A 15,290-nucleotide genomic window follows, 5' to 3' on the forward strand; every position below is an offset into this window, starting at 1 on the left:
ATTTTGCCAATTATTAGAACCTCCATCTTTGTTGAAGCACCTTTGCAAGACTGTTTTGATTGTTCGCGAAACATTGATATCCACATGGAGTCGACCTCTCAGACTAATGAAAGAGCAATAGCAGGACGGACAAGCGGGCTAATTGAATTAGGAGAAACTGTGACGTGGGAGGCGACACATTTCGGTATTCGGCAAAGGTTGACCTCGGTTATTACGGAATTCGAAGCTCCTTATCGTTTTGTGGATGAAATGGTGAGCGGTGCTTTCAAAAGATTCAGACATGAGCATACGTTTATAGAAAGAGGAAGCGGGACTTGGATGACGGATACGTTCGATTACACTTCACCCTTGGGTCCGCTTGGCAAGTTAGCCGATGTAATGATCCTGAGATCCTACATGGAGCGACTGCTAGTTAAACGAAATGAATATATTAAACATTGTGCTGAGGCAACTACCAATCCTAAATGAATAGAGGAGATGCAGCAATGACGGCCATAATTAGACCTTCGACGGATGAATACGCACATTATTATGATGACTATGTGAGATTGGTACAGGAAGACAATATTGTGGAACTTCTGGAATCACAGCTTGAGATTGTTGTGAATTTACTTCGCGACCTGCCGGAAGAAAAAGGCTTATACCGATATGCGGATGGAAAGTGGAGTCTGAAGGAGGTAATCGGCCACATTACGGATACGGAGCGGATTATGAGTTACAGATTGCTTCGTGTGGCAAGAGGAGATGCGACACCGCTCGCTGGTTTTGACGAGAATGATTATGTTCAAGGCGCATCTTTTGACTCATCGAGGCTTGAAGACTTATTGGAGGATTTCTCAAATGTGCGTCGTTCTACGATTTCATTACTGAGAGGTTTATCGGAAGAAGCCTTGTCAAGAAAAGGCATTGCTAATAACAGTGTGATTTCCGCAAGGGCATTGGCTTATATTCTTGTTGGTCACCAGTTGCACCATTTATCTGTTATTCAGGAGAGATATTTATCCGATTCGTCGAAATAACCAAATGTAAATTTAATGACACCGTGTTACGTTATGAGCGCCTTTTACTTTCACTACAACATTCTATACTATAGAGAGTAACCAACTTGTGAAGGATGATCCGATGTTTGCCATAACAGCGTATACCGTAGAACTGATTAAAGACCAATTCGGGATTTTGACTGGAAGGCGTTATGAATTTATGCTCGAGCTTGAGGTGCCGGAAGAGGACGAGCTTTACTCCGAGAACGGGATTTCATTGCGAGTCATTTATAAGGAAGATGATGGCCAGACAGCGATTGTGAAGTATGAATTTATTGAAAGCAGTTTGAATAAGTATCTGGATTTCGAGTTGGAGGATGAAGAGGCGCTGCTAATTGATGCTTTTTGTAAGGAGCATTATACGGAGGCTGAATAGGATTATGAAAACTGCCGAAAGAATCGGGGTTTGCGAAGTCATCAGTGACTTTGCAAGCCTTTTTTTGATTTCCAGTATTTACAATCGCTGATATAATTGGGAGGTGGACTTTAATGGGATACGTTTATATATTCGAGATGAAACTACACCAGAAACAAAAACTGAATGATGAATTACTGCTTTGGGGCTATAGTTTTGAAAACGATTAAGGCTTACTGTGGTCATGTCGAACGCTTCTCTCAATATTGTGATGAGAAGTCCATTAATAGAGATCATCAAACTAATTCTAAATATTCCCTATTTTTATTAAAAAGAGGTTGCCTTCATGCCCATGTGAATAAAGCTATCAGCGCAGTAAAGTTTTATTCTCAGAAAGTTCTAAATCTAATGGAAACTGTTCCTTACATTAGACCTAAGAAAGAGAATAAGCTACTGAATGTCTTATCCAAAAATGAAGTCATGCTTAACTTGAAAGCGTTAGTTAATTTGAATCATAAAGCAATTTTGTACTTAACTTATTCATCAGGTCTTCGAGTTAGCGAAGTAGTCCGTCTGAAGATTCAGGATTTTGATCACGTTCGCAAAACACTTCGTATTCGTCAAGGAAAAGGCAGAAAAGATCGAATAACACTTCTATCCGATGCTGCATTAGAAATTGTTATATGCTACGTTGAACATGATAAACCTGTGTTATGGTTGTTTCCTGGACAAACCGAGGGAAAGCATCTCACGGAACGTTCGGTGCAGAAAATATTTGATCATGCTTTATCTTTGTCTGGAGTAATGAAAACTTTTAGAGAATCTTAATGAGATTAGAAATAACAAATCATTTTCACATCCTAATGAAGAACTTATTGGAGAGGAAGAAGCTAAACTTGTAATAAATCTTTTTAGAAGTATCCTTCAATATATAGATTCAAAGGTTTAAGAGAAATTTGTAAGCAGATCTACGAAGTGCCGAACTTCAGCTAACACCATATTCACGCTTTGGGGCATTCGCCCCTCGGTCCGCACGAGGCATATCGGAGAAGTTAATTCAGCGGACACATCCCTCCACCTAACCGCATCGCGGCCGCCGCTTCGGGGCTTAAGGTGGAGAGACGTCGTGAATACAAGCACGTTAGGTGAAATGGCCGAAAAGACAATAAAAAGAGGAATAATTAATGACAATCGATTACTTTAAAGATGGAATAACAGGATTCAGTAATTATAATGCTGTTGAAATTATTCAACAGAACACAAAGGATTATCTAAAGCATGTATACAACTTTCTTATTAAGAATAATGGTAAGCTAATTCAGCAAGAATTTGGAATTATTGAAAAGAACTTTTATTTTGTGAAGGTTAATGTTGTGGGGAAGAACTATTATATTTTGTTGAATGCGTTTAAACCAGTGCTCGCATTTGCGAATAAGGTGGAACCATTTAACATTGACTTTATTGATATTGATAATACATGTGATTTAAGAAACTACTATAATATTTTGTCCAAGAAGGAGTTGGAAAGCGCTATTCATTCAGATTTTATTAAAGAACTAAATGACATTGAAAGAATTATGATTACTAAATGGAAACCTGAGAGATTAGGAGATCTTATATATAATTTCTGGGATTGAATGCTGATTCGAAGAAGTCGGCCACATCACCTAACAATACATTCCCACTGCGGTCGGCTGCGCCGACCTTGGTCCACCCGAGGCATTTCGTGGAAGTGATTCAGGTGGACACACCTGTACCGACTAAGCGCGGTCGCGCCCGCCACTTCGTGGCTTAAGTCGGTAAGGCGTCGGGAATGCGGAAACGTTATGGGAAATTGCTGTAAACATTTATTTGGAGGTCCACTATGGGACAAAAAAAATCTGATTACTTTGAATATCGTTATGAATGTATCATAAAACTTGCTGACTTTGGATGGACTTTGCCAATTCAAGTATCTCTAGCAGAAATTAATAACTTAATTTCTTTTTCAGCAAATCAGTTTGATGTAGATAATTTCTTTATTAAACATTACGCAGATGAGAGGAATTTTTTTGGGCTGACTAAATATGTTTGTTCAGCAGATATTTACAGAAAATGGTATGAATTAATTGAACAATGTATAAAGTCGTACAAAAATCAGTTGTATTTAGTTACTGTGCCTGCATTAATTACAATTATCGAGGGTGTAATTGTAAGTATTAATGAAAATAGTAAAATGAACGTCATTAATTTATGCAGACAAGTAGAAGAATATGCAAAAGACGATCTTGATAAACAAGCTTTTTGGAAATCTATTGGTTTGATTATTGATAAATTATTTGCAAATATACCATTTGATAAAGATAGACCAGAAATTATAAATAGACATTGGATTCTTCATGGTAGAGATAATAATGAATGGAACCAAGCCGATTGTTTAAGGTTATTTCAAGCTTTAGAAACGATTGCGTTTGCGCAAAGAAGAAAAAATTAAAGAACATTTTTTTGGAAGAATCTCGAAGGAGACAGCAACATCCCATAACACCATATTCACGCTTCGGGCCATTCGGCCCTCGGTCCGGTAGAAGCATTTCAATGAAGCGTAGGCAGCCGGACACATCCATTCCACTAAGATAAGAGCTATCTAAGTGGAATGGACGTCGTGAATACAACAACGTTATGTGAAACCTCCGAAACCTTTAATAAACCTTAAAAAGAGAGGACTAATGACATGAAAAACGCTAATATATACAATGCAATTTTATTAACTATATTATGTTTCTTAATATATCAAATCATTGACTTGAAACAGGAAATAAGAACAATAACGAATGCACAGCCGCAACCTCAAATCAGTATCCCCAATGGGTTTACTTTATATGGACAAGCGACAAGCGGAACAAGTAATGATGGTTTCTGGTTATACAAAGATGATCAAAAAATATTGTATCTATTCAAATATAATTCAAGTACTAATGAAATCACTAAAATACAGAAGAACATATTTGAAAAATAACGATTAAACACCTCTAGAGACTTATAGGAATAATAAATAATATTTAATGAATATAGAGATTTTGTATGTTAATCAAGAAGTCGGAGGCATCACATAACACCATGTTCCCACTGCGGCCGGCTGTGCCGACCTTGGTCTGCAGATGCATTTCGAGGAAGTGGATTCAGCAGACACACCTGCACCGACTAACCGCGTCGCGGCCGCCCTTCGGGCTTAAGTCGGTGAGGCGTCGGGAACACAAGAACGTTAAGTGAAATCGGGGCAAAACAATCAAGTTCAAGGAGTAAATTATTATGACCAATGTAGCAAATGATGAAAGATATATACAAATGAGAAACGAACATTTTAAATATCTTCAAGAGAAATATAAATTAAATAAACTAGATACTCATATTTCTCCCTCCAATAAGTACAAACTGGAAATAATATATTTTAATTACACAGAAGGATACTACAGTTATAGTTGTACACTTGGATCACTAACCAATCTCAAAACTAATGAATCGATAGAGATTAGAAGGAATATGGGTCATTTTTTATTTGAATGGATTACAAAAGACAATAAGGAATATTTGATCTGTGGCCAAGACTATCAAGGGTATTCAATAGTGGATTTAGAGAACTTAGAATTGTTTGATTTCGTGCCGGAAGAAGTTTATAAAGGGCTTGGTTTCTGTTGGGCGAGTGTAGAACATGAAGGGGAGAAACTTATTGTCGAAGGCTGCGTCTGGGCACATCAATATGAGAGAATTATTTATGATTTCTCTAATCCCTTAAAATTGCCTTATCCAGAATTACATAGAACTTCTATTGATGAAGAATAAATTAAGAAAGTATGAAAGATAGTCAAGAAGGCCCCGACATCACTTAACACCGTATTCACGCTGCGGGGCATCCGCCCCTTGGTCCGCCCGAGGCAATTCGGGGAGCTGAATCAGGCGGACAACCCTGCGAACCTAACCGCGCAGCGGCCGGCGCTAAAGCGCCTTAAGGTTCTCGGGTTCGTGAATACAAGAGACGTTATCCGAAAACCTCGATGTAAAAACATAACAATAATAAATATTACACTTACTTTAATAGAATTAGACGCAGAAGGGAGTGTTAGAATGCAGAGGTGCTTACATTGTGGAGATAATTTTAAATACAAAAAATTGTTACGATCGAATGCGGTTACATATAAACCAATTAGGTGTGACAACTGTGGTCAAGTACATAAAATTACTTCAGGATCAAGGATAATAGCATCACTAGCAGTTGTTGCTTTTCCAATAGGAACAAGAATAGTGTTTTTTGATAACGCAACTTTTCTAAACTCAATTCTCATTTACCTTATGATAGCTATTCCGATGGTGTTCTTATTTCCTTATATTCTGAGATATAAAACAATTTAATAAAAACTGTATTAAAACCTAAAAGTATCAAGAATTTGTTTAGAATATTCGAAGAGGTCGAGGTCATCGGATAACAACGTGTTCCCACTGTGGTCGGCTACGCCGACCTTGGTCTGCAGATGATTTTCGAGGAAGCGGATTTACAGACAACCCTGCACTGGCTAACCGCGTCGCGGCCGGCCTTCGGCCTTAAGCCAGTGAGGGTTCGGGAACACAACAACGTTATCCGAAACCTCCGAGTCCAAGAAGAGCAGAGGGAAGAGCATTGAATATTGAGTAAGTGAAAAGGATCGTTTAACAGAAACGGCTGCCAATATTATAGTTGGCAGCCGTTAAGTATTGGCAGAAAATGATGTGAGATGATCTTAGCATCTTGTCCATCATCCCCTCACGTATAGCATATTTGAGATAAATTCTAAATGCTTGGACTAGTATAGTGCTTTTGTTATTGATTTGGGATACAATCCCAATTAAGGGCTTGATTTAAGGGATCTGATAATGGACTTTCTATAGATAATGATTTTAGAGATCTGATTTTAAGGGCAGCTTTAAGGGCGATTTGAAAGTAACTCGGGAAGTCGGAGGCATCGGATAACACCATATTCACGCTTCGGGCCATTTGGCCCTCGGTCCGCCCGAAGCATCTCGGAGAGGTGGAATCAGGCGGACACACCCGCACCACCTAACCGCATCGCGGCCGTCCCTTCGGGACTTAAGGTGGTGGGGCGTCGTGAATACAACAACGTTATGTGAAATCCATGAAAGATGATTATGACCGATTAAAACCAAACCGAAAGGATTTATTACATGACAAATGAAGATTTTCAAGAACTGAAAGAAAGAGTTAGTTGGGGAGAAGAGTTCTTGATTTATCATAATAATATTGGATAATGGATTAGCAGAAATAGAAATGGATTTTATTTTACAAGAAATACCGATAGTTATACTCAAGAATTTAGAAACTCAGAAGAATTATTTGATACTGCGACAATAGAGAATAGATATATTAAAGATTTATATAAAGAAATTGAATGGTAAGAACTTACTAATAATTACGAATTTTGATAGTAACTCAGGATGTCATGGACTTCACATAACAATACATTCCCGCTGCGGCCGGCTACGCCGACCTTGGTCCACCCGAAGCTTTTCGTGGAAGGTATTCAGGTGGACACACCAGTACCGACTAAGCGCGATTGCGCTCGCCACTTCGTGGCTTAAGTCGGTAAGGCGTCGGGAATGCGGTAACGTTATATGCAATTGGGGCAAAAATCTATCTAGGGGTTGAACACATGAAGAAGGAAGAATATAAAACAAAATTATATGACCCAAATCTGTGGATGATGTACTGTGAACATCAATCGTTGATTGCTGAATCAATTAAAACTCATACCATTAAGAACATCAGAGAATTACTTGAAGATGGAGATACGTATATACAATTTTGGACTAACGCTTTATATCACTGGGGGATTGCAATCGAGAATGGATTGAAGGCAATACTAGTAAAAGAAAACCCAGAATTAATTGAAGTCGAAGAACATGGCGAGGATATTATTCTCAAAAAAATAGGAAGAAGTGTTGGAAAGACCCATGGTTTATTTGAGATGGCACAGACAGTGGAGATTTTTTCGGGTACAGAATTAGCAAAACACAAAATGGATCCAATGTTACTTGAAGAAGTATTAAAATTCTTGACAGATATCATAATGTGGGGAGCTAGATATCCTGTGCCTAGACATACAGCAAAGATTTATACAATGAAAAGGAATATTCCGATGCATGTAATTACAGGTTTTCATATACTCGACACAATCGAGCCATTAAAAAAATACATAAGTGAAAGAGTAAAGAGAATCTAAATAGTATTTCGAAGAGGGCCCCAACTGCACATAACACCGTATCTACGCTGCGGGGCTAACGCCCCTTGGTCTGCCCGAAGAATTTCGAGGAAGCGAAGTCAGGCAGACAACCCTGCACCACCTAACCGCACCGCGGCCAGTCGCTAACGCTCCTTTAAGGTGGTGAGTGTTCGTAGATACAACAACGTTAGATGAAATCGGCGAGGGGTAGTATCTTAACTTCATTTTTCTGACAGGGGTTGTAGAACATAAAAGCAATAAAGATGATTTCGAGAACTTTATTATTCTTATTTTTTTTCTTAATTTATTGGTTAAGTACATACATATTCTCGCCATTCATCTAAGCCCTAAGTTGAAAGATGTTGATATTGTAGCTAACCATTTATTAAGATATATTGCTTTAATTATTGGACTAGGATTTTTTATATCAATAGGAGTTTGTTGGATAATAAAAATTATTGAAAGGAAAAGCAAACTCACATATTATCTTTTATTTATTTTACATATAAGCTTATTTATTTATTTGATGGGCTTATTTTCAAATCTGGGTGGGCCAGTAAGACTTATTGAATAATTACTATTGGAAGCATAAAGAATATAGTGAATTTATTGATAGCTTACTCAAGAAGTCGCCGACATCATCTAACACCGTATTCACGCTGCGGTCGGCTGCGCCGACCTTGGTCTGCCCGAGGCATTTCGGGGAAGTGGATCAGTCAGACAGCCCTGCACCGACTAACCGCATCGCGGGCCCTGGCGGGCCTTAAGTCGGTGAGGGCTCGTGAATACAACAACGTTAGGAGAAATCAACTAAAAATCATAAATTAAAGAGGTAAGTACGTTGTTCAATCCAAGAGAACAAGCTTTAATTATTTGGCTTATCATATTTATTATTTTTGCCCTATCTATTAAGGGAGTAAGATCGTCAATTCCCAACATTATTAAGTCACTTTTTGGCTTAATTAAGCATCCTATATTTATTATTACGAATTCATATATTGTACTTGTGTTTTTCGTAATGTACTTCTTTAAAATACTTGAAGTTGGAGTAATTAAGGACTATATTTTGTGGATATTTATGGCTTTGTATCCATTGATATCTCGAGTCTCTTCAAGATATGTTGATGTGAGCATTAAAAAACTTATAGTAGAATCTTTTAAATTAAGTATTATTCCTCTATTTATAATAAATGAATATACCTTATCTATCTGGTCTGAATTAGTAATTATACCTACACTTGCTCTTATTGGTGGGCTTATGGCTGTTGCAGAAAGAGACGAGAAATATATGCAAGTTAAGAAGTTACTTAATTTTATGCTAATGATTTTTGGATTCATCTTTATTTTAGCAGCTTTTAAAGGATTCATTTTTAGTCTTCATGATGCAACTAAAATAGATTTTTGGGAAAAAATGTTTATTGACATTATTGGAATATTATTGCATACTCCTCTTTTATTTTTGCTTCAGTATATGTGTTTATATGAGCATATTATTTTGAGAACAAATATTAATAAGCGATCAATGAAGCTATTAGCAATATTAATAATTTTTCTTAAATGTAGATTTAATAAAAAGACTTTGCAGAGCAACGTAAAGAACTACAAGCTTAGGAATGTGGTAACAATGAAAGAATTAAGAAACATATTGAAAGCTGAATCAGAGAAGAGTTGACTTCGCCTAACACCGTATTCACGCGGCGGGCCTGACGGCCCTTGGTCTGCAAGAGGATTTTCGGGGAAGCGGAATCAGCAGACAACCCTGCACTGGCTAAATCCGTTGGACCCGGGGCTTGTACCCCTTAAGCCAGTGAGGGTTCGTGAATACAACAACGTTAGCTGAAATTCTTGCAATACCTATTATGAATAAGGTTGGTGTACCATGACTTGGGACAACATAATGGATCAAGTAAAAGAATTCAAAAAAAATAATAGAAATACTTGGTTTAGAGGACAAGGGGATGCAAGTTGGGAGTTAAAATCATCTCTATTTAGACAAAAACATACTAAACTTGAAGACTTCAAAGGTAATGAAAGAACTAGGTATAATCTATTCAAAAACTTAGGTCATATTTATCATAATGAGGACGACTGGAATTTAGTTTATATTATGCAACATCATGGTGTAAAGACTAGATTACTAGATTGGACAGAATCATTTGCTACTGCACTATTTTTCGCAGCAAACAACTGGGATAAAAATACCCCAATAACTATTTGGATGTTAAACCCTATTAGCTTAAATCAAAAGACTTTAGGTACCCCAACCTTTTATACAACACATAATGATTTATTTAGAGACAAATTAAAAAAAGATGGTAATAAAGACTTCCCCAATAACTCAATTGCGCTTCATCCATTAAGAAATAACCAAAGAATTGTTGCACAACAAGGGGTATTTACAATACAGGGAAATACTTTAGAACCTCTTGATAAAGAATTTGATGGAGCTTTAGTAAGCGAAGGTATTTTAAAGAGAATCGATATTGAAGTCAAATATAGGGAGGATGTAATCACTTTTTTAGAGCTCTCGGGAATACATCCATTTTCTATTTTTCCTGACTTAGAAGGGCTTGCAAGATATATAAACAAAAAGACTGACATTTTTTAGCTAATCAAGGTGGCAAGAACTCCAGCTAACATCGTGTTCCCACTGCGGACGGCTGCGCCGACCTTGGTCTGCAGATGGATTTCGAGGAAGCGGAATCAGCAGACAACCCTGCACTGGCTAACCGCGTCGCGGACGGGGCTACGCCCCTTAAGCCAGTGAGGGTACGGGAACACAGACACGTTATATGAAACCAACGGAAAGCGGCAAAAACATGATTTTACTCAATCAGAACAGAGCGGAGGATGAACTTATGGAAGTGAAGTTTGAGGATTATTTGATTAGTACAGATAAGTCTCTTTTAAATCATGAAACGATTTATAAGTTCTTAGCGTCTTCGTATTGGGCTAATAATAGACCTACAGAAATCATTAATAAATCAATTGAAACTTCATTTTGTTTTGGCGTTTATCATAGAAACCGACAAATTGGATTTGCTCGGATTATTACAGATTGGGCAACTACATACTGGATAGGCGACGTCATGATCGACGAGGAATACCGTGGAAAAGGAATAGGCAAAAAACTAATAGAAACAATTACATCTTGCGAGGAATTGAAAAACCTAAATGGAATTTTAGGGACAGCGGATGCACATGGACTGTATGAGCAATATGGATTTGTAAAAAATGCTGACAGATTCATGATAAGAAGAAGACTGAAATATGATTGAATTGAAAGTAACTCAGAGAAGCCGCTGGCATCATATAACAATATGTTCACGCATCGGGGGACTTCGCCCCCTCGGTCCGCCAGAAGTTAGAAGTTGATTCGAAGCGGAATTTCAGTAGCAAGGAAGCAGATTCTGCGGACACATCCGCACCGACTAACCGCATCGCGGCCGCTCACATTCGTTCGCTTAAGTCGGTGGGACGTCGTGAACACGGAAACGTTATATGAAATGCTGTTATCTACTTAATTCAAATGAAATACTAGGTGAAAGTATGAGTCCATTAGAAGCAATCTGTCTGTTTATTCTTTTATTCAGTCTACTATCTGGAATAGCATTATCTATTAATTTTAGAAACAATAAAATAATAGTTGTTAGAATTTGTACTATCACAATAGCTATATGCTTCCTAACATCAATACTTATAATTTTCAATAAAGAAGAAACTCGAAAACAAACCATTCAAGATATGATTCATTCAAGAAATGGAGTAATACTATCTGCCAATAAAATTGAAGGCAACTATCAAACACCATTTGGAATTGAAATAGAAGCATATAATTCCGTTTATGAAATTCAATATCGAATTGGAAATAAATTTTATACAGCATGGTATCGTTCCGTTGATTTAGTAACCAATATGGAAGATAGCTTAACAGGGAAAGGAAAATTTTACAAAGAAAAATGGATTTTTGTAGAGTAGTTCAAGTAGTAACGCACTTCAGATAACACCTTATTCACGCTTCGGCCGGCTGCGCCGACCTTGGTCTGCCTGAGGCATTTCGAGGAAGTGGATTCAGCAGACAACCCTGCACTGACTAACCGCGTTGCGGCCGGCCCTTTGGGCCTTAAGCCAGTGAGGGTTCGAGAATACAACAACGTTATCAGAAATATTTGCAGAAAGTTGAGAGGGATTCAAATGAAGATTAAAGACAATAACAAGTATAATAAGGAATTCGCATTTAAACGTTCGCTAGAATCAATGCTTGGTTCAATAATACTAATAGTAATATTATTATATTCAGGGAATTTATTACTACCAATAAATTTCACTGATTATATTTGGGATTACTATTGGATAATACTAATTTTCTTAATTGTTTCAAGTATGAAAACATATGTAAGTTATAAGAGGTTTCTTGATATCACTGGTCACATTCAGAATATTAAAGAGTACTACAGATTTCCAATTGCAGGATTTAAACAAAGCATTGCAAGAGGAGAATCCTTTAAATTGATAATTGATAAGAGAATTGATATTTATAAATTTTTGTCTCCTATTCCACTACTAATATACGGAATTGGTATATATGTAGATGATAAGTTGTTTTTGCAAAAAAATACAACTATGTTTTCGTATACTGTCAATTATAAGGATGGCCTTATTTACGGTGGTTTTACTTTGTTTATCCTTTATGTTCTTTGGTTAGTTCACTTACTGAGTAAACATAAGCGAATATGCCTAGAGACAACAAGATATCAAGAAGCACTAATTTTCTATGAGGAATTGTTGAATTCAACCGAAAAAACGAGAAGACTTGATTACCGAGAAACAATTAACAGCTTAACTAATGATTTCGAGCGGATCTCGATGAAGGCAAATACTTCTGATAACACCGCATTCACATATCGGGGCTAACGCCCCTCGGTCCGCGAAGAAGCAATTTCGGGAGCGTATTCAGTGGACAACCCCGCACTGGCTAAGTCTGACGACCCGCCGCTACGCGGCTTAAGCCAGTGAGGGTTCGTGAATGCAAGAACGTTATGTGAAACCTCCGAGTCCATGAAGAGCAGAGGGAAGAGCATTGAATATTGAGCAAGTGAAAAGGATCGTTTAACAGAAACGGCTGCCAATATTATAGTTGGCAGCCGTTAAGTATTGGCAGAAAATGATGTGAGATGATCTTAGCATCTTGTCCATCATCCCCTCACGTATAGCATATTTGAGATAAATTCTAAATGCTTGGACTAGTATAGTGCTTTTGTTATTGATTTGGGATACAATCCCAATTAAGGGCTTGATTTAAGGGATCTGATAATGGACTTTCTATAGATAATGATTTTAGAGATCTGATTTTAAGGGCAGCTTTAAGGGCGATTTGAAAGTAACTCGGGAAGTCGGAGGCATCGGATAACACCATATTCACGCTTCGGGCCATTTGGCCCTCGGTCCGCCCGAAGCATCTCGGAGAGGTGGAATCAGGCGGACACACCCGCACCACCTAACCGCATCGCGGTCGTCCCTTCGGGACTTAAGGTGGTGGGGCGTCGTGAATACACACCAATGTTATCCGAAACATCCGCAATGAAAGGAAAAAAATATATGATTCTATTACACCAATTAATTGATTGGATCAATAAAGAAATAATTTAAAATAATCGAAGAGAATTTCTCGTGATCTCGATATCGGGAATATCATTGAGTATTTCGATCGTTGAATCAACGTATTTTAGAATTGAAGGATATGCTGATAGCTTTAAAAATTGGATAATGTTATGGATTATGATGTTAATTATGGGGATTTTTGTTGGTACCATTGGATATTACATTAAAGGAGCTTTTTTATATTTGGGAGTAAGACTTGCAGCTCGTACGACCATTGTTTACTCTGGATTGCCAATATACATTGTAGTTATTCTAATTGAAATCGCAAATATTATGTTCATATATTTTAATGATTATTTTACTGCTAATTCTTCAATTGTTTTGGATGTTATTTGGATGATCTTAAGAATTATTTCAACAATTGTGTTTTTCATTGTTCTTGTAAAAATCTCAAGAAATCTCTTTATCACAAGAATTCTTAGAAGTATTTTGATACTTTGTATAGTTCCAGTTGTATATAATCTTTTTATCCTATTAACAGATGATAAATACACTAACGAATGGACAAAACTATACAAGATAATTCCACTTCATTTCTAGCAGATAACTCAACGAGGGCAAATGCATCAGATAACACCGTATTCACAGTGTGGCCGACTACGCCGACCTTGGTCTGCCCGAGGCATTTCGGGATGTGATTCAGGCAGACAATCCTGCACTAGCTAACCGCGTCGCGGCCGGCCCTCGGCCTTAAGTCAGTGAGGGTGAATACAACTTCGTTAGGTGAAATTAATGCAAATAATATGAGATGAGGGCAAAGTTAATGCAGCAGAGATTGCTTGCAATATTGATTGATCATATCGTGGGATCTTTGATATTTGGAATAATTTTTTTCAGCATCAACTTGGATTCATTTATTAATCCTACAGAGTCTAATTTAATGAAACCATTTGAAACCTTTAACACAATACTAGGATTTGGAATGATTTATTATTTACTGAAGGATATTTTCAGAGGAAGAAGCATAGGTAAGAAATTATTTGGACTAAGAGTAACAGACAAAGATAACAAAAATATTGTACCAGGAACATTACGCTTAATAATAAGGAATATTACAATATTATTTTGGCCTATTGAACTATTAGTACTTGTTCTAATGCGTAGAAGACTAGGAGATATTATTGCAAAGACTAATGTAAATAAACTATCTTAGCTGATTCGAAGAGGGCATTAACTTCTCCTAACACCGTATTCTCGCGGTGGTACCTGACGGTCCCTTGGTCTGCAGCGGCTTTTCGAGGAAGCGGAATAGACAACCCTGCACCACCTAACCGCCATCGCGGCCTGCCCTCGGCCTTAATCCAGTGAGGGTTCATGAATACAACAACGTTAGGTGAAATTACTGCAAAACTTAATAAATCCGAAAGGACATAGAAGATGTCTACATATTACTATTTCTTTTGTAATAATTGTCAAAGAAGAGGTGGATTCCTGACCAGACAGGCTTGGGGTTGGGGGAATTTTAATATTATTGATACGTTTAAGTTTATCTCATACCACTCAGAAAAGTGTGGACATAAGAATATTCGCATAATTTCTGAACACGATTCAGAATATGAACTTGATAATATTGGTATAGAAGAGATTGAATACTACCGAGAAGCAGAAGGTATATTCCCACATTCCGATGATTGGGAGTACATGGAGAAAAACGAACTTACAACGATTGAACTAGATAAGAAATGGACAGAACAAAAAATCAAAGAACATGTTAATGATAATAGAAGGAAACTTCGAGGAGAGATTGTTCATTTGGAAATTCAAAATAAGAAGAGAGGGTCTCATTACTTAGCAGTATTTAGAACGTCAAATAATGAAATAATAAGAATAATTGGTGGAGACAGTTTTGGAATTCCTGTAGTAAATAAGCAATATGAGATTATTGTTGAAGGGACTAAGATTAGTGTTGATGATTCTGATGATATTTTTTTAGTAGAGAGTATGAGGCAACTATAGGTTGATTCGAAGAAGGCAGAAACATCATAA

19 protein-coding genes are annotated in these 15,290 nt (G+C 37.3%); all 19 read left to right on the forward strand.

From position 1 onward, the window contains the following. The first annotated feature begins 3 nt into the window (after nucleotides 1-3). On the forward strand, nucleotides 4-468 hold the full coding sequence (locus tag AC58QD_RS05010) for an SRPBCC family protein (protein WP_497330658.1): 465 nt from the start codon (nucleotides 4-6) through the stop codon (nucleotides 466-468). A gap of 17 nt (nucleotides 469-485) precedes the next feature. Beyond that, nucleotides 486-1,019, forward strand: coding sequence for a DinB family protein (locus tag AC58QD_RS05015; protein WP_497330660.1), 534 nt, complete (start codon nucleotides 486-488; stop codon nucleotides 1,017-1,019). 103 nt (nucleotides 1,020-1,122) lie between these two features. After that, nucleotides 1,123-1,416 carry a DUF6509 family protein gene (locus AC58QD_RS05020; protein ID WP_497330662.1) on the forward strand — a complete coding sequence of 98 codons (294 nt, stop codon included), beginning with the start codon at nucleotides 1,123-1,125 and terminating at the stop codon, nucleotides 1,414-1,416. 195 nt (nucleotides 1,417-1,611) lie between these two features. Further along, nucleotides 1,612-2,223 carry a tyrosine-type recombinase/integrase gene (locus tag AC58QD_RS05025; RefSeq protein ID WP_497330664.1) on the forward strand — a complete coding sequence of 204 codons (612 nt, stop codon included), beginning with the start codon at nucleotides 1,612-1,614 and terminating at the stop codon, nucleotides 2,221-2,223. 356 nt (nucleotides 2,224-2,579) lie between these two features. After that, the gene (locus AC58QD_RS05030; protein ID WP_497330666.1) at nucleotides 2,580-3,032 is read left to right on the forward strand and encodes a hypothetical protein; all 453 of its coding nucleotides are present in this window, start codon (nucleotides 2,580-2,582) and stop codon (nucleotides 3,030-3,032) included. A 227-nt stretch (nucleotides 3,033-3,259) separates the two neighbouring features. Continuing rightward, entirely contained in the window at nucleotides 3,260-3,868 is a 609-nt protein-coding gene (locus tag AC58QD_RS05035; protein ID WP_497330668.1) for a hypothetical protein, read from the forward strand. 237 nt (nucleotides 3,869-4,105) lie between these two features. Next, nucleotides 4,106-4,390 carry a hypothetical protein gene (locus tag AC58QD_RS05040; protein WP_497330670.1) on the forward strand — a complete coding sequence of 95 codons (285 nt, stop codon included), beginning with the start codon at nucleotides 4,106-4,108 and terminating at the stop codon, nucleotides 4,388-4,390. A 293-nt stretch (nucleotides 4,391-4,683) separates the two neighbouring features. Continuing rightward, a complete protein-coding gene (locus tag AC58QD_RS05045) occupies nucleotides 4,684-5,214 on the forward strand; it encodes a hypothetical protein (protein ID WP_497330672.1) in 531 nt (176 codons plus the stop codon). A 282-nt stretch (nucleotides 5,215-5,496) separates the two neighbouring features. Continuing rightward, nucleotides 5,497-5,781 (forward strand): TIGR04104 family putative zinc finger protein, encoded by a 285-nt coding sequence (locus AC58QD_RS05050; RefSeq protein ID WP_497331397.1) that lies wholly within the window; start codon nucleotides 5,497-5,499, stop codon nucleotides 5,779-5,781. A 1,292-nt stretch (nucleotides 5,782-7,073) separates the two neighbouring features. Then, complete coding sequence (locus tag AC58QD_RS05055) at nucleotides 7,074-7,643, forward strand: hypothetical protein (RefSeq protein ID WP_497330674.1); 570 nt, start codon at nucleotides 7,074-7,076, stop codon at nucleotides 7,641-7,643. Nucleotides 7,644-8,209: 566 nt separating this feature from the next. Continuing rightward, a complete protein-coding gene (locus tag AC58QD_RS05060; protein WP_497330676.1) occupies nucleotides 8,210-8,410 on the forward strand; it encodes a hypothetical protein in 201 nt (66 codons plus the stop codon). 74 nt (nucleotides 8,411-8,484) lie between these two features. Continuing rightward, the gene (locus AC58QD_RS05065) at nucleotides 8,485-9,315 is read left to right on the forward strand and encodes a hypothetical protein (protein WP_497330678.1); all 831 of its coding nucleotides are present in this window, start codon (nucleotides 8,485-8,487) and stop codon (nucleotides 9,313-9,315) included. Nucleotides 9,316-9,540: 225 nt separating this feature from the next. After that, nucleotides 9,541-10,251, forward strand: a complete 711-nt coding sequence (locus AC58QD_RS05070) for an FRG domain-containing protein (RefSeq protein WP_497330680.1) — start codon at nucleotides 9,541-9,543, stop codon at nucleotides 10,249-10,251. A gap of 184 nt (nucleotides 10,252-10,435) precedes the next feature. After that, nucleotides 10,436-10,921 carry a GNAT family N-acetyltransferase gene (locus AC58QD_RS05075; protein WP_497330682.1) on the forward strand — a complete coding sequence of 162 codons (486 nt, stop codon included), beginning with the start codon at nucleotides 10,436-10,438 and terminating at the stop codon, nucleotides 10,919-10,921. Nucleotides 10,922-11,192: 271 nt separating this feature from the next. Beyond that, complete coding sequence (locus AC58QD_RS05080; protein ID WP_497330684.1) at nucleotides 11,193-11,621, forward strand: hypothetical protein; 429 nt, start codon at nucleotides 11,193-11,195, stop codon at nucleotides 11,619-11,621. A 216-nt stretch (nucleotides 11,622-11,837) separates the two neighbouring features. Next, nucleotides 11,838-12,557, forward strand: coding sequence for a hypothetical protein (locus tag AC58QD_RS05085; protein ID WP_497330686.1), 720 nt, complete (start codon nucleotides 11,838-11,840; stop codon nucleotides 12,555-12,557). A gap of 756 nt (nucleotides 12,558-13,313) precedes the next feature. Then, entirely contained in the window at nucleotides 13,314-13,844 is a 531-nt protein-coding gene (locus AC58QD_RS05090) for a hypothetical protein (protein WP_497330688.1), read from the forward strand. A gap of 223 nt (nucleotides 13,845-14,067) precedes the next feature. Further along, nucleotides 14,068-14,457, forward strand: a complete 390-nt coding sequence (locus AC58QD_RS05095; RefSeq protein WP_497330690.1) for an RDD family protein — start codon at nucleotides 14,068-14,070, stop codon at nucleotides 14,455-14,457. Between the two features lie 224 nt (nucleotides 14,458-14,681). Continuing rightward, the gene (locus AC58QD_RS05100) at nucleotides 14,682-15,260 is read left to right on the forward strand and encodes a hypothetical protein (RefSeq protein ID WP_497330692.1); all 579 of its coding nucleotides are present in this window, start codon (nucleotides 14,682-14,684) and stop codon (nucleotides 15,258-15,260) included. Nucleotides 15,261-15,290: the final 30 nt, after the last annotated feature.

This window comes from Paenibacillus sp. J2R1T-4 (assembly GCF_059692235.1).

Bases quoted from the DNA above. Each gene is read 5' to 3' on its own strand.
- AC58QD_RS05015 (WP_497330660.1), top strand. From the start codon at position 486: ATGACGGCCATAATTAGACCTTCGACGGATGAATACGCACATTATTAT.
- AC58QD_RS05020 (WP_497330662.1), top strand. From the start codon at position 1,123: ATGTTTGCCATAACAGCGTATACCGTAGAACTGATTAAAGACCAATTC.
- AC58QD_RS05030 (WP_497330666.1), top strand. From the start codon at position 2,580: ATGACAATCGATTACTTTAAAGATGGAATAACAGGATTCAGTAATTAT.
- AC58QD_RS05035 (WP_497330668.1), top strand. From the start codon at position 3,260: ATGGGACAAAAAAAATCTGATTACTTTGAATATCGTTATGAATGTATC.
- AC58QD_RS05040 (WP_497330670.1), top strand. From the start codon at position 4,106: ATGAAAAACGCTAATATATACAATGCAATTTTATTAACTATATTATGT.
- AC58QD_RS05045 (WP_497330672.1), top strand. From the start codon at position 4,684: ATGACCAATGTAGCAAATGATGAAAGATATATACAAATGAGAAACGAA.
- AC58QD_RS05050 (WP_497331397.1), top strand. From the start codon at position 5,497: ATGCAGAGGTGCTTACATTGTGGAGATAATTTTAAATACAAAAAATTG.
- AC58QD_RS05055 (WP_497330674.1), top strand. From the start codon at position 7,074: ATGAAGAAGGAAGAATATAAAACAAAATTATATGACCCAAATCTGTGG.
- AC58QD_RS05070 (WP_497330680.1), top strand. From the start codon at position 9,541: ATGGATCAAGTAAAAGAATTCAAAAAAAATAATAGAAATACTTGGTTT.
- AC58QD_RS05075 (WP_497330682.1), top strand. From the start codon at position 10,436: ATGAAACCAACGGAAAGCGGCAAAAACATGATTTTACTCAATCAGAAC.
- AC58QD_RS05080 (WP_497330684.1), top strand. From the start codon at position 11,193: ATGAGTCCATTAGAAGCAATCTGTCTGTTTATTCTTTTATTCAGTCTA.
- AC58QD_RS05085 (WP_497330686.1), top strand. From the start codon at position 11,838: ATGAAGATTAAAGACAATAACAAGTATAATAAGGAATTCGCATTTAAA.
- AC58QD_RS05095 (WP_497330690.1), top strand. From the start codon at position 14,068: ATGCAGCAGAGATTGCTTGCAATATTGATTGATCATATCGTGGGATCT.
- AC58QD_RS05100 (WP_497330692.1), top strand. From the start codon at position 14,682: ATGTCTACATATTACTATTTCTTTTGTAATAATTGTCAAAGAAGAGGT.